The organism is Geminocystis sp. (assembly GCF_041753295.1).
In the GTDB taxonomy this organism is placed as follows: Bacteria; Cyanobacteriota; Cyanobacteriia; order Cyanobacteriales; family Cyanobacteriaceae; genus Geminocystis.
The window spans coordinates 1-15,799 of record NZ_JBGSUU010000100.1 but is presented as its reverse complement, the minus strand read 5'-3'; the positions used below and the strand labels follow the sequence as shown (position 1 = coordinate 15,799).

General features: G+C 30.1%; 11 protein-coding genes and 1 pseudogene. 7 read left to right on the top strand and 5 right to left on the bottom strand.

The features are described 5' to 3' along the window. Positions 1 to 108 precede the first annotated feature (108 nt). Positions 109 to 2,178, bottom strand: a complete 2,070-nt coding sequence (locus tag ACEW8E_RS11540) for a restriction endonuclease subunit M (protein ID WP_373480493.1) — start codon at positions 2,176 to 2,178, stop codon at positions 109 to 111. A gap of 7 nt (positions 2,179 to 2,185) precedes the next feature. Further along, the gene (gene thrB / locus ACEW8E_RS11535; protein ID WP_373480492.1) at positions 2,186 to 3,103 is read right to left on the bottom strand and encodes a homoserine kinase; all 918 of its coding nucleotides are present in this window, start codon (positions 3,101 to 3,103) and stop codon (positions 2,186 to 2,188) included. Positions 3,104 to 3,301: 198 nt separating this feature from the next. Between thrB and ACEW8E_RS11530 the strand changes: the two genes are divergently transcribed. The 6 genes and pseudogenes from ACEW8E_RS11530 to ACEW8E_RS11505 all read left to right on the top strand — a co-directional run. Next, positions 3,302 to 3,826, top strand: a complete 525-nt coding sequence (locus ACEW8E_RS11530) for a GNAT family N-acetyltransferase (RefSeq protein WP_373480491.1) — start codon at positions 3,302 to 3,304, stop codon at positions 3,824 to 3,826. A gap of 254 nt (positions 3,827 to 4,080) precedes the next feature. Continuing rightward, complete coding sequence (locus ACEW8E_RS11525; protein ID WP_373480490.1) at positions 4,081 to 5,274, top strand: glycosyltransferase family 2 protein; 1,194 nt, start codon at positions 4,081 to 4,083, stop codon at positions 5,272 to 5,274. An 11-nt stretch (positions 5,275 to 5,285) separates the two neighbouring features. Then, positions 5,286 to 6,521: a glycosyltransferase family 4 protein gene (locus ACEW8E_RS11520; protein ID WP_373480489.1), complete on the top strand. Its 1,236-nt coding sequence runs from the start codon at positions 5,286 to 5,288 to the stop codon at positions 6,519 to 6,521. A gap of 67 nt (positions 6,522 to 6,588) precedes the next feature. Further along, complete coding sequence (locus ACEW8E_RS11515) at positions 6,589 to 7,794, top strand: glycosyltransferase (protein ID WP_373480488.1); 1,206 nt, start codon at positions 6,589 to 6,591, stop codon at positions 7,792 to 7,794. A gap of 104 nt (positions 7,795 to 7,898) precedes the next feature. After that, complete coding sequence (locus ACEW8E_RS11510) at positions 7,899 to 9,440, top strand: glycosyltransferase family 39 protein (RefSeq protein WP_373480487.1); 1,542 nt, start codon at positions 7,899 to 7,901, stop codon at positions 9,438 to 9,440. Between the two features lie 11 nt (positions 9,441 to 9,451). Continuing rightward, a pseudogene (locus ACEW8E_RS11505) lies at positions 9,452 to 9,616 on the top strand (GtrA family protein); the annotation flags it as partial. A gap of 136 nt (positions 9,617 to 9,752) precedes the next feature. Here ACEW8E_RS11505 and ACEW8E_RS11500 read toward each other — a convergent pair. Next, a complete protein-coding gene (locus ACEW8E_RS11500; RefSeq protein ID WP_373480486.1) occupies positions 9,753 to 10,982 on the bottom strand; it encodes an NAD(P)/FAD-dependent oxidoreductase in 1,230 nt (409 codons plus the stop codon). A 141-nt stretch (positions 10,983 to 11,123) separates the two neighbouring features. Then, positions 11,124 to 12,254 (bottom strand): glycosyltransferase, encoded by a 1,131-nt coding sequence (locus ACEW8E_RS11495; protein ID WP_373480485.1) that lies wholly within the window; start codon positions 12,252 to 12,254, stop codon positions 11,124 to 11,126. Between the two features lie 305 nt (positions 12,255 to 12,559). Between ACEW8E_RS11495 and ACEW8E_RS11490 the strand changes: the two genes are divergently transcribed. Beyond that, a complete protein-coding gene (locus tag ACEW8E_RS11490; protein WP_373480484.1) occupies positions 12,560 to 13,711 on the top strand; it encodes an NAD-dependent epimerase/dehydratase family protein in 1,152 nt (383 codons plus the stop codon). A 297-nt stretch (positions 13,712 to 14,008) separates the two neighbouring features. Here ACEW8E_RS11490 and ACEW8E_RS11485 read toward each other — a convergent pair whose 3' ends face one another. Continuing rightward, complete coding sequence (locus ACEW8E_RS11485) at positions 14,009 to 15,541, bottom strand: hypothetical protein (RefSeq protein ID WP_373480483.1); 1,533 nt, start codon at positions 15,539 to 15,541, stop codon at positions 14,009 to 14,011. Between the last annotated feature and the right edge of the window lie 258 nt (positions 15,542 to 15,799).

Here is a 15,799-nt window from a genome sequence, read left to right as displayed (position 1 = left end):
CAAAGATGATTTTGCTTTCCTTTTTTAATTCCATTTTTGTGAATATGTTTAGACCCGCACTCTGGACATTGTATCATTTTTTTATTTTTGATAATTTGACCCCTTTATCTAAAAATCATACCTTAATTCAGCAACGCCATTATTTGTCGCTTTACCCGTAGCATCATAGCCTATATCGTCAGCGATCGCCATAAAGATATTATAATCATTTAATAACCGTTGTTTTTCCGTTAAATATTCCTCTAATAAACCTTCTTTAATTTCGTCAACTTTTTCTTTATATTCGTTACTGACTTCTTTTTTACACTCCTTAAAAGCCTTCGAATTTTGTAACGGTTTTCCTTCTAAATTATTGATATTATCAAAACCAATTAACTTTTTAATCTTATCTTTTTTCTCCTTATCAAGTTTAGTTAATAACTGATCAAAATTATGCTTAACCTTGAGAGAATCTTGTAAAGATAACTTATTCTGTTGGATTTTTTCCGTGGTAGCTAAAGGATATTTTCTTAAGAATAAAACCGAACTTTTAACCCCAGCACCCGTAGCAGTAAAAGCAGTTTGTGGTAAAGAAATAACGGCAACAATTCTAAACTTTTCCTCAATGCCATCTCTGACATATTGCAAACTCGAATTAGTTAAAATTCCATCGGGAATAACTATCGCTAAATAACCATTTTCTGCTAAAAAATTATAACATTGCTCAATAAATAAAATCTCAGTATTTTGATTATCTCTCTCACTTTCTTTCGTATTTGGGTTTAACCAATCTACCTCTTTTTTAGCAAAATGATAATTTTTCATGTAGGCTTGTTCGGTTAATTTCACACTCGAACCAAAAGGCGGATTAGTGACAATAAAATCAAATTTATTATAAGCAAAACCATGATTATTAGTCTTATTAATTATCTCCTCACTAGACAATAAACCATCAGCAGAAATAACATTAGTATGACCGTCATCATGGATAATCATATTCATTTTAGCAGTACGCGCGATTTGTTCGTTAATCTCAATACCAAAGAGATTTTTTTCAGCGAAATCATGCCAATATTTATAATGTTCAACGGATTTTGGATCATAATATTCCTTAGCTTGTTGTCTGATTTTATCTAATACATGAAGTAAAAAACCACCGCTACCGCAGGAAGTATCTAACACCAAAGAATCGTTAGTTATAGGCAACACATCAACGATAAATTTAACGATATTTCGAGGAGTAAAATATTGCCCAAAATCTCCCCGAAAAAATGATCCCATAAACGTCTCAAATGCCCTTCCTTTAGTATCTAAATCCGTATCACCTAAGTTTATTCCTTCTAAATAACCGACAACAGTACGCAATTTTTCAGCACTTAAACGAATATCATCTTTAAACACTTCAGGATCTTTTTTTCGACCTTCATCATATAATGATTTAATGCGATTTATTAATTCTAAATTTGTTTTTTCTTCGCTATCTTCGCTAAAGATTTGAAAGTCATAAGGCTCGCCTTTTTTACGGGGTTTTTTCTCATCCCAAATCTTACAAAAAATCAATTTATCTAACTCATCAAAAGCCGTAGAAGGATTTAATTCACCGCCTCCCCATAAAGCATTATGAGCTTGTTTAAAACGTCTAGTTAAATCATCTTCGCTGACAATTTCTAACTCAAATAATTTTTGTCCGTTACTTTCTCCACCGTTTTTAGCATACTTAAATTTAGCTAATTTTGTTACTCCAAATTGAGGAATATCGGAGATAGATTGACGAGCTTTAGGCTTCTCTAAAGGTACTAAAAAATATTCATCTTTTAAGCCAGAAGTAACCCAAACATATCTCGCTCCTTCTGCGACAGCGTAACTAAAACCCTGCTCAATAGCTTGTTTAAATTCTAATTCAGAGATGTCTTGTTTTTTACATTCCACCACAATATGAGGAGATTTTTTGTCATCATCGTTATAAACAATTATGTCCGCTTCTTTGGTAGTCGAGCCCATTTTTACAGGGACAAATTGCAGTATTCTATTAGGAGAATAACCGTAAATAAGAACTAATTTTAAGTAAGTTTCTCCTTGTATTTGCTCTTCAGGATTAGTATAATTTCTCTTTTTATTTTGATGAATATAAGTGATAAATTTTTTTTCTTCATCAAACTTAATTAGTCTTTTTTTTATGGCTTCTGCAATCAAATTCATTTTTTTCTTAAATTTCTCTAATAATAGTACCTTTAGTATCTAAATCTAAACATTTTACATCTGCTTTTATGCCTAAATTTTCCCAAGTATCTTTCATTACTTTGATTACTTTTTCAGCGTGTAAACTAGAGCTTAAAGCTAACAAAGTAGGCCCTGCACCACTAATCACCATACCATAACCTTGAGCTTGGATTACTGCTTCATGAATTTGATCATAACCTTTGATTAAACTCTTACGATAAGGTTGATGTAATTTATCGTTTAATGCTTCTTTTAACCAATCTTTTTTTCCTGTTTCTAAACCTTTAATTAATAAACCAAAATGGGCAATATTAAAAATAGCATCATGATAACTTAATTGTTTTGGTAATACTGATCTTGCTTCTTCTGTAGATAACTCAAAATCTGGAATAGCCACAATAAATTTTATATCTTCATGACAATTAATCGGAATAAAATGCCAATTATTTTCTTTTCCTACGGATAAAATACAATTACCTAAAAATGCAGGTGCAACATTATCTGGATGTCCTTCAATGGCTATAGCTAAATTCAGTAAATTTTCTTGAGAAAGTTTTTGAGAAGAAAAATAATTAGCCGCTAATAAACCAGCCACAATTGCCGTTGCCGAACTACCTAAACCTCTAGCTAAAGGTACTTTTATACTAATTTTAATGTGAACTTCAGGAATAGGTAAGTTAAGGTGTTGATAAAATTTCACAAAAGATTGATAAAGTAAATTATCATCCTTCAAACTAATTTTTTCTTGCCCATCCCCAACTACGGTAAAAGATGTTTTCTCGTCACTTAAACTAAATTCAAATTCATTGTAAAGATTTAACGCAGTACCGATACAATCAAAACCAGAACCTAAATTAGCTGTAGTTGCTGGTACTTGAATAAGGATAGAATTACATTGATTCATGATAAAGTCGATAGTTTCAGAAAATTAAATCTCATTGATCAACAATTATTTTATCAGTCCTTTGTTCATAGAAAAAATCATTAATTTACTTATAAACTCTCTTATGCTATTATCTTTAAATGTCTTGTGGAAAAGAATTTATCTGCTTCACTAAGAGATCAAAAATAAATCATTTGTAAATTCCTTGGCCATATAGACATGGTTTGGTTACAGAAATTGTTTACAAAAACTGACAACGAAAATAATATCTCTGACAAAGTTTATGACAGGGATTGGGTTACACTAGATCAAGAAATTTTTGGTCGTAGTAAGGTCTTTTTTAGTACAACTCAAGATATTGATTTGTATGAATTAGAGGAATTATGTGATTCGGTGGGATGGGCGAGAAGGCCATTGCGTAAAGTGCGTAAAGCCTTAGATAATAGTTATCTAGTCGCTTCTGCATGGGAAGTAAAGGGTGCAAAAACCGTTATGATTGGTTTCGCTCGTGCAACTTCAGATCATTCTTTTAATGCTACTATTTGGGATGTGGTGATACATCCTCGTTTTCAAAAAAAAGGTTTAGGTAAAACATTTATGAAATATATCATCAAAAAGTTACGGAGTGATGATATTAGTAATGTTACCTTATTTGCTGATCCTCAAGTAGTTGATTTTTACCGTCGTTTAGGCTTTGTATTAGATCCAGAAGGCATTAAGGGTATGTTTTGGTATCCTGACTAATTAATAAACCTCTAAATACCAAGCTAACTAGCTTTTTAAACATTAGACATCTTCACACCTATTAGACTTCTTGCAGAAGTGGAGTAATGAGTAATAAGTAATGACTAATGAGTTAAGAAATTAACGTTTTCCATCCTAAAATAGATTTTACTTTTTATTTTGCAAGAGGTCTATTGAAGAAAGAAAATAAGTTAATAATTTAAACATCATCATTTATTCATATTCATTTCCGAAGTTTTCTCTAATCGAAATATATGTTATTAATAGTTACAATTTTATTTAACTTACTTTCAGGAATAATTCTTTTATTAAGTTTTATTTTACTAATAGAGTGTATTGCCGCTTTATTTCCTTCTCAAATAGTAATTAACAGTAGTCAAAGTGAATGGGAAAATATTTCTGTTTCTGTGTTAATTCCCGCCCATAATGAAGAAACCGTTATTACTCAAACATTAACATCAATTATCCCTCAATTAAAGTCCACAGATCAAATTATTGTTATTGCCGATAATTGTACTGATAATACCTCTGAAATTGTCCACAAAATGGGTATAAAAGTTATTAGTCGGGATAATTCTTCCCTCAGAGGAAAAGGTTATGCTTTAGATTTTGGTTTAACTTATTTAGCAAAAAATCCCCCGAATATTGTTATTTTTATCGATGCTGATTGTTATATTTCCCCCGATAGTATCCAAAATTTAACACAAAAAGCCATGACCACTCATAAACCAGTACAAGGTTTATATTTAATGGAGAAACCACCGCAACCAACTCCTAAACATCAAATTTCTGCCTTTGCTTTTAAAGTAAAAAATTTAGTACGTCCTTTAGGCTTATATAATGTAAAACAACCTTGTTTATTAACAGGCACTGGAATGGCTTTTCCTTGGGAAGTAATCCAAAAAGCAAATTTAGCCAGTAGCCATATAGTAGAAGATATGAAACTAGGATTAGATTTAGCTATCGCTAACCATTCTCCCATTTTTTGCTCTCGTGCAACAATTACAGGATATTTACCCCAAAAACAAGAAGCAGCCACCACTCAACGTACTCGCTGGGAACATGGACATTTACAAATTGCTTTATCTTATATTCCTGTACTATTAAAAGAAAGCCTAAAACAAAGAAGATTAGATTTATTAGTCATCGCCTTAGATTTGTCTATTCCCCCTTTATCTCTTTTCGTTTCCCTTTGGTTAGGAATAACATTAATTTCTTTTTTGATATTTACTTTAAGTATTAGTTACATCCCTTTATTAATATCATCCATCGCAGGATTAATGATTTTTAGTGCAATTTTGACGGCGTGGATTAAATTTGGCAAGGAAGAAATACCTTTACAAACTCTCATCAAAATTCCTCTTTATATTCTCTGGAAAATCCCTCTTTATGTTAAATTCCTCTTTAAACGAGAAAGTCAGTGGATTCGCACAGAAAGAGATAGTTAATCAACAAAATCATGAAAATAGCCTATTTAATCAATCAATATCCTAAAGTTAGTCATAGTTTTATTCGTCGAGAAATACAACAACTAGAAATCCTAGGCTTGAAAATCCAAAGATATTCTATTCGTTATACTCAAGATGAATTAGTAGATATAAAAGATATACAGGAATTAGCAAAAACTCAATTTATTCTTAATGTTGGTGTTAAAGGATTATTGATAAATGTTTTAAAAATGTTTATTCTTTACCCCGTTAACTTTATTCAGGCTTTGGTTTTAACCTTCAAAATTGGCTATCTTTCTGACAGAGGTATTTTACTTAATTTTGCTTATTTAGCTGAGGCTTGTGTTTTATCATTTTGGTTAAAAAAAGAGCAAATATCACATATACACGCTCATTTTGGCACAAATTCAACCACCGTTGCTATGTTATGTAGTATCTTATCTGATTTCACCTATAGCTTTACTATTCACGGCCCTGAAGAGTTTGATAAACCGATGGCGATCGCACTACCTGAAAAAATAAAAAGAGCTACATTTGTGGTGGCAATTAGTAGTTATGGCAAAAGTCAAATTTATCGTTGGTGCGATTATAAAGAATGGGGAAAAATTCACATTATTCATTGTGGTTTAGAAGAAAAATTTATTCAAGCCGAAGTTACTCCTATTGCTGAAGAAAATCGTTTAGTGTGTGTTGGGAGATTATGCCCTCAAAAAGCACAATTGTTATTATTAACAGCAGTAGCTAGATTAAAAGAGAAAGGAATAGAATGTAAACTAATTTTAGTGGGAGATGGCGAATTAAGAGAGGAAATAGAAGAATTAAGTCAAAAATTGGGTATAAAAGAGCAAATTGAGATTACAGGTTGGGCGAGTAGCGATGAAGTGATACAGCAAATCTCTCAAGCAAAATTAATGGTAATGCCTAGTTTCGCCGAAGGTTTACCCGTGGTGATTATGGAATCATTAGCTTTAGGAAAACCAGTTATTACTACTTATGTTGCAGGTATTCCTGAATTAATCATCAACGGTGAGTCAGGTTGGTTAATTCCAGCAGGAGATGTTGATGCTTTAACGGTAGCTTTAGAATCTGCTTTAAGTTTACCCATAGAAAAAATAGCAGAAATGGGCAAAAAAGGCAAAGAAAAAGTTAACGAAAATCACGACATCAAAAAAGAAGCCGAAAAGTTAAATAATTTATTTGAAAAATATTGTAAAGATTTTCTACAAATAGTTTCCAACAATTCATAATTTATAGAAAAATTAATGGTTTAATGATCTAAGCTAAAAGTTTTATTCTAATCAAAATTTATCAAAAATGAGTTTAAATAATATTGAATCCTTATCACCTGTGCCATCAGGAAGTCTGGAAATATTAGAAATCAGGAATATAGACAATAACTCTGAGGAAAAAATAAAATTATCATTAGTAATTCCTACTTATAATGAAAGTAAAAATATACCTACTATCATTCAAAAATTAACTCAATTATTAGATTCACGGATTCCTCAACAATACGAATTAATTATAGTTGATGATAATAGTCCCGATAAAACTTGGGAAGTAGCTTTAGATTTGATGCCTATTTATCCTCAATTAAGGGTAATGCGACGCACGGAGGAAAAAGGATTATCTACCGCCGTCATTAGAGGGTGGCAAGTAGCAAAAGGTGAAGTTATCGGGGTAATAGACGCAGATTTACAACATCCTCCTGAAACGCTGTTAAATTTATGGGAAAAAATCGAACTAGGAGCGGATTTAGCTATTGGTAGTCGTCATGTCGAAGGTGGAGGAGTTAGCGATTGGAGTGCTACACGTCGTTTTCTCTCTCGTGGGGCACAAACTTTAGGTTTAGTTATCTTACCAGGAGTAATTGGACGCATTTCTGATCCCATGAGCGGTTATTTTTTAGTGCGTCGTCGGTGTTTATTCGGTTGCACTCTTAGCCCTTTAGGGTACAAAATTTTAATTGAAGTCTTAGGTAGAGGTAAAATCGGTTTAATTGGAGAAGTGGGATATATTTTTCAAGAACGACAGGAAGGTGAAAGCAAAGTAACAAAACAACAGTATATTGACTATATTCGTCATTTAATTCGTTTGCGATTATCTTTATGGCAAATTAACCGTTTTATTCGTTTTGGTGTCGTAGGATTAAGTGGTGTATTTGTTGATATGACATTTTTATATCTTTTAAGTGATCCCTCTACCTTAGCTTTGCCCTTAACTCGCAGTAAAATTATAGCGGCGGAATTAGCTATTATTAATAATTTTCTGTGGAATGATGCTTGGACTTTCAAAGATATTTCTCAAAAACAACCGGGAAAAAGACAAAAAATCAAAAGATTTATCAAGTTTAATCTTGTTTGTTTAGCAGGATTAATTCTTAATGTTTTATTATTAAATTTCTTCTTCAATGTTTTTGGTTTAAACCGTTATCTGGCTAATTTATTGGCGATCGCTATTGTAACTATTTGGAATTATTGGTTAAACTTAAAACTAAGTTGGCGAAGTACAGAAATATAAAAAAATAATAATCGATAGTTAAATATAAAATTAATTATATCTGGGTACTTATTAAGATAAATTAGGCTACAAAAGTCAATAAATAATTTAATAACTTTATCATAATGAAGAAACAATCAATAGCGAAACTGTGTTTGATTATTGTAATTTTGATAGGAATATTTTTCCGTTTTGCTAACTTGGATTTAAAACCCTATTGGTATGATGAAACTTATACCTCTTTACAGTTATCTGGTTATACCCATGAAGAAGTCAAACAAGATATTTTAACAGGTAGATTAATTGGAATAGAAGACTTACAAAAATATCAATATCCTGATAAAAATTCCGATAAAACTGTATTTGATACTATTAATAATATTGCTAAACAAGAAGCTCAATTAACGCCTTTATATTTTATTTTAGCTCGATATTGGGTAGAATTTTGGGGAAATTCTGTTACCGTTATTCGTAGTTTATCAGCTATTTTCAGCTTATTAACAATTCCCTTAACTTATTGGTTATGTTGGCAATTATTTAACTCTGCATCAATTGCTTGGATAGGAATGGCTTTAATGGCGGTTTCTCCCTTTCATATTTTATATGCACAAGAATCACGCCCTTATAGTTTATGGACATTAACAATTTTACTTTCTTGTGGCTTATTTTTGAGAGCAAATCGTCAAGATAATAAGCTCAATTGGTTACTTTATAGTTTTTCAATTATTCTGGGTTTATATTCTTTTCTTCTTAATATTTTTGTTTATATATCTCATGGTATCTACTTAACTATTACCCAAGGTTTTCGTTTTACTAATCAAGTTCGTAATTATTTAATATCAACTATTTCAGGATTTATTTTATTTATTCCATGGATTTATTTAGTCATAGTAAATGTTTCTGTTAAAGAAAGAGGTTTTCAAGACGAAAATAATTCTTTAATTAAATATACTGTCAAATGGTTAAGAAATATAGGCTTAATTTTTGCTGATTTTAATATTGACGATGAAAGTAGCAAACTAGCAATATTATTTTATGGAATAATCTTATTATTTATCTTGATATTAGTTACCTATGGACTTTATTTTTTATATAACAATGCACCTAATAATAGTCATATCTTTATTTTTAGTTTAATTTTAGTACCTGCTATAACTTTAACTTTACCTGATTTAATGATTGGCGGATTAAGAGCTGTAATTATTAGATATATGACCCCTTTTGTGCTAGGAATACAATTAGTTATAACTTTTTTATTAGGAAAAAAATTAACAATATTTCAAGATATAGCACAACAAAAAATATGGCAAATAATAACGGTGATAATTTTATCTTTAGGAGTAATATCTGGTACTCAAATAACTTTTGCTTCTACATGGGCTAGTAAATCGATACCGAAAAATACACCAGAGACTGCGATGATAATTAATCAAGCAGAAAAACCTTTAATTATCAGTGATTTTTGGTTTCCTAATATTATTTCGCTAAGTTATAAATTAGATAATAAAGTTAAATTTCAATTAATAGAAAAAGCTGAAAATTTGAAGATAGAAAAAGGATTTAGTGATGTATTTTTATATCAACCTTCTGAAGATTTAAAACAAAAACTAAATAGTAATTATTCCTTAGAATCTATTGAAGAAGACTTATTATTTAAGCTCAAATGATTGGGTTTTTATCGATTTATTTAGCAGGATTAATTCTCAATGTTTTATTATTAAATTTTTTCTTTAATATATTTAGTATAAATCGTTATTTAGCTAATTTATTAGCCATTGCTTTTGTTACTATTTGGAATTATTGGTTAAACTTAAAACTAAGTTGGCGTACCACAGAAAATTAACTAAATTGTTATGATATGATAAAATAATATTAACTATTTAAAATTATTTTTAAATAGTTAATATTATATCTAAAACTAATCACTAATATATCTTAAAATCTCACATCAAATTGCTATATTTACCTTTTTATTAGTATTAATTATTAATAGCTATTCCTGCTAAATAACCAGTCGTCCAAGCATTTTGAAAATTGAATCCTCCTGTTACTCCATCAATATCTAAAATCTCTCCTGCAAAATATAAATTAGGACAAATTTTACTCATCATTGTCTTAAAATCAACCTCTTTTAATGTGATTCCTCCACAGGTAACAAATTCATCTTTAAACATTCCTTTTCCTTCAATTTTATATTCTCCTTTAGTTAATTCTATAGCTAATTTTTCTATCTCTTTCTTTGTCATTTCTGCCCAAATTTTATCAGCATTTATTAAACTATAATTAACTAAATTTTGCCATAATCTTTTAGGAATATTAAATTGACTATAATTAATAACTTTTTGTTTAGATACTGATTCTTTTACCTTAGATAATTCTTCTTTAATAGAGTTAAAATTATATTCAGGAAGCCAGTTAATAATTAAAGGTAAATTATAATTATTATCATATAAAATTCTTGCACCCCAAGCAGATAACTTTAGCACGGCGGGGCCACTTAACCCCCAATGAGTTACTAATAATGCTCCTTTTTGTTCTAGTTTTTTACCCTGTTTAATACCTAGTTGTAAATAGCCATTATTAACACTAATTCCGGCTAAGTTATCTAAGCGAATATCTTTAATTTTAAAAGTAAATAATGATGGTATCGGAGATTGTATAGAATGTCCTAAATTTTTTGCCCATTTATAACCTAAAACATTGCTTCCTGTGGCAATTAAAAGAGATTTACAACTTAAAATATTTCCTGATTTAAGGGTTAAATTAAAACCTAATTCCGACTGATGAATCTCTTTAACAGGAGTTTGAGTTAAAATTTTTATCCCCCATTGTTGTGCAGTTTTCATCAAACAATCAATAATAGTTTGAGAATCATTAGTAACAGGAAAAATTCTCCCATCGCCTTCGACTTTTAACTTAACTCCCCGACTTTCAAACCACTTAATGGTATCTTGGGGTTGAAATCGAGAAAAAGCGCCTCTTAATTCTTTTCCTCCACGGGGATAATTATTTACCAATTCACTAGAATTAAAACAATGATGAGTCACGTTACATCTACCACCTCCAGAAATCTTCACCTTTCCTAAAAGTTGATTTGTGGCTTCTAAAATAGTAATTTTCAATGTTGGGTTATTTATCGCACAATTAATGCCTCCAAAAAAACCCGCCGCACCACCGCCAACAATGATAACATCAGAATAATTTGTCATTAGACATCTCCAAAAATTAAAAATAAAATCAATTTTAATATTGAAATCATCTAAACTAATATCTTTGCTTCTTGCCTGACTTGTTAGAGAAGTCTATTTATTGATAATTTTAATTTATCATTTATCCGAGGGAATTTTTTTCTAGGCAACAGAAGACAATTGACTGGATACCACCCCTTGATAAAAGTTTCTTAATTGAAGGGTTGCTGAACTCCAGCTCCATTTTTCGGCTTCTAAACGAGCATTTTGTCTTAATTGCTCACTCTCTTCTTTATGGGCTAATAAACGGCGAGTAGCTGCGATCGCTCCTTGAGCATCATCAGGATTAAACATATAACCGTTAACACCATCGGTGACAATATCAGGAATACCGCCACGTCTAGCTGCTACCACTGGGCAACCGGCCGCCATTGCCTCTAATAATACTAAACCAAGAGTTTCTGTAGAGGAAGGAAAAATAAAAGCATCAGAGGAAGCATAAGCCGCACCTAATTCTTCCCCGTGAAGATAACCGACAAAATTTGTGTTAGTATTAGCGAAAATAGTTTCTAATTCGTCTCTAGCTGGGCCATTTCCCACAATTGCTAATCTAGCTTCGGGAATACTCTCTAAAACGGGTTTTATCTTATCAATTTCTTTTTCGGCGGAAACTCTACCAACATATAACAATAATGGTACATCTGGATTGCCTTGAGAAAGACGATTACGCATTTCCTGTGAAGCTAAACTAGGATGAAAAGAATCTGTATCAACGCCTTTTTGCCATAAATCAACTTTTTCAATGCCATGATTAATTAATTCATCTACCATGGCTGTGGAAGTACAAAGGTTTAATTGGGCTTGATTATGGGCTAATTTAAGTAATTCCCATAAAATACCTTCTAACGCACCTAAATTGTAATGATGAAGATACTGTGGTAAATGAGTATGGTAAGAAGCCACAAGAGGAATATTTAATTTTTTAGCGTAGTAAATCCCACCAATACCCAAAACAGCAGGGTTAACCACATGAATTAAATCTGGTTTAAATCTTTTTAATGCAAAATCAATGGAAGGATTAGGAATGGCTAATTTTAATTCAGGATACATAGGTAAAGGAATACCTTTTATACCGTTAATTTTTGCTCCTTTATACTCTTTTAAACCACCTTCAGGAGAGAAGATTAACACTTCATTTCCTTGTTTTTGTAAATGTTCAACGGCATGCTTTAAACGAGTAACGATGCCATCAACTTTGGGCAAAAATGTTTCGGTAAATAATGCAATACGCATAAAATGAATAATTAATAGTCAATAATTAAGTAATAAATATAGCAACAAACGGCATAGTTAAGACAAATAAATTCTTAGGAGTAATGAATAATGAGTAATGAGTAATGAGTAATGAGTAATGAGTAATGAGTAATGAATAATGAATAATGAATAATGAATAATGAATAATGACTAAGCTAAGGAGTAGGGATATATTAATTGTTAATTACTCAAATATTTTTATATTTAACGAAAATGATGATCATTTGTGTCCAATAATTGGTAAATTAACCTAAATATTGATATAACTAAAAAAAATAGTAAAAATGAAAGCATTAGTAATAGGCGGTGACGGTTACTGTGGTTGGGCGACTGCATTACACCTCTCCAATAAAGGTTATGAAGTAGCTATTCTTGATAGTTTAGCTCGTCGTCACTGGGATGACAAATTAGGCTCACAAACTTTAACTCCCATTGCTTCGATTCAAAAACGAATTCAACGTTGGTATGAGTTAACAGGGAAAAAAATTGAATTATTTATCGGTGATATTACTAACTACGATTTCTTAATCAAGGCTTTTCGTAAATTTGAGCCTGAATCTATTGTACATTTCGGCGAACAACGTAGCGCTCCTTATTCTATGATTGATAGAGAACACGCTGTATTTACTCAAGTAAATAACGTAGTTGGTACATTAAATATTCTTTACGCTATCAAAGAGGAATTTCCTGATTCTCACCTTGTCAAGTTAGGCACGATGGGAGAATATGGTACTCCTAATATTGATATTGAAGAAGGTTATATCGAAATTGAGCATAATGGCCGTAAAGATATTCTACCTTATCCTAAACAACCCGGCAGTTTCTATCATTTAAGTAAAGTACATGATAGCCATAATATCCATTTTGCCTGTAAAGTATGGGGTATTCGTGCTACTGATTTAAACCAAGGTATCGTCTATGGTGTCTTAACAGAAGAAACTGGGATGGATGAATTACTCATTAATCGTCTCGATTATGACGGGGTTTTTGGTACTGCTTTGAATCGTTTTTGTATTCAAGCGACTATCGGTCATCCTCTCACAGTATATGGTAGTGGCGGACAAACTCGTGGTTTACTTGATATTCGTGATACTGTCCGATGTATGGAACTTGCGATCGCCAATCCAGCAGAAGCAGGAAAATTCAGAGTATTTAACCAGTTTACCGAATTATTTAGTATCAATGATTTAGCCCATATGGTACAAAAAGCTGGTGCAACTATCGGCTTAAAAGTAGAAATTAAAACCATAGAAAATCCTCGGGTTGAGTTAGAAGAACACTATTTTAACGCTAAAAATACCAAATTATTAGACTTAGGTTTACAACCTCATTATTTATCTGATTCTCTTTTGGATTCTTTACTTAACTTTGCAAATAAATATAGAGATAGAGTTGATTTAGAGCAAGTATTGCCTAAAGTTTCTTGGAGAAGATAAACTATAAAATTTATTCGTAAACTTCAATTGTTATTGAATAAGGGCTTAATATTAAGCCCCCACAGTATAACAAAACCGAAAGATAAACAAAGACAAAAAGATCAAATAATGAGCCAACTCTTATTCAATAAGTACTATAATTTTCAGCAAGTAATAAAAAATTGACTTTATTTAACTCAATATAATCATTAAGAAAAACTTGATCTTTCTTAAATAAGTTTGAATCATTAGGACGATAATCGGGAATCCAAAAACTACTTTCAATATTAGGTATAAAATTATTTTCAAAATGTTGTTTTAGTTTTTTTGCAATAAATATTCATAAACAAATTGCTTTCTCACATTTTTTTCTTTATTTTCTTTCTGATTATTGGTATTAAAAAAATATTCAGAATCATAGTATTTTATATCAATTATGTTGATTGAATTATTCTTATTATCAAATATTTGAGATATAAATTTATTAAATTGATTTCTAATATTTTCTTCTGATTTATACCTAAAAATCGATGTAGTAAAAACATTATCTTCATTAAACTTACCACGACTATCAAAACTAATATCTAATACTTTAAACATCTTTTCACAAAACTTTTCCCAAGTAAATATTCTATTTTCAAAGGCTAAATAAAAAAAATGATTAAAATAAAACATTAGATTAAAACATTTATTATCTATTATTTCTGGAATGTCCCAAAACGAATAAAAATTTTTAGGTAGTGGGTAATCAATAACTAAATATTTTGTTTTTGTATATTGTTCTTGTTGATTGTAAATGGTCGCTAATATTTCTCCTGTATATTTTTGATCTTGATTTTTATAAGCAATTTTAATTTCAATAAATTCACCTTTTTTATAACTATAATAATTATCTTGATCCCATTTATAATTAAATTGTGTTTTATATCCATAATCATTCCATTTATCAATAAGTAGCTGATAAATTTTGTCTGTTTTAATATTAGTATTTATTGACTTATATAAAACAGCATCAGGATTTAAAGAAACACTATTTATTTTAAAAACATTGTTAATATCAATTACTTTTTCTAATGCTTGAAGTTTATCTATAATTCTCGAACTTAAATATTGAGTATCACAATGTAATAAACAGGATAAATCATTATTTTCTGCTAAGTAAGTCAAACACATTGACTCCCACACGGTATGAAAATTATTTATACCCCAAATTTCCCCTTCTTCGGCTTGATTTAAGTCACCATATAAAAATAGTTCAATGGCATCATAATATTCCCAATAATCAGCATCTTTTATAGCCGTATAATTATCGATGGTTTCTAAAGCATCTTTGAGTAAATTTAAAACTGATTCATAAGTATCCTCATCAAAAAGACTATCTTGAGAGTTTAAATAACGTTCTCTAAAATCTTCACCTAAAGATATAATTTTTATATTTATAGTTTCTTTTAATTGCTGTTTTATTTCGCAAAATAAGTAACAATACATTGTAACTATATCAGTAGATTCAAATTGAACTACTTTTTTCGGGAGAAGCATTTGATCTACATAAATAGCATTATTAGGCAAATAAACACCTTGATGTAAATATTTATGAATTTTACTTAAATCAAATTTATCACTCTTACCTAATCGAGAGGCTAAACTTAAAATTTTTGGCTCATTATAAGCATCTAATAATTTACCAAGAATATCAATTTTAGAATAAAAAATATTTTCGTCATCTTCTCTCTCATTTTCAATTTTAGAACCAATTTTTGTTTTTATAACACCATCTCGATCGTTTGTTAACTGCTTACTATTATTATCTAAATAACCTTTCTCTAAGCAAATACTTTTAAAGGTTGTCAAAATTTTATAAAAGAGAAAAAATAAATCTCTTTTACTATTAAAATTATTTAATTTATATTTTTCTGAATTAAAACCTTTGGGTAAACAAAAACGTAAATTTTCTTCCTGTTTATCAATCAGGGTTTTTTCATTCTCAAATTTTAACTACCTTTTTTTTCTCATCTTTTTTTCTTTTTCCCCTAATCTCATACTTAAAATTTAATTTTAACCTTTTCTATTTATTTTTAATCTTTCTGTCTTTATTTTTCAATTTTTTGC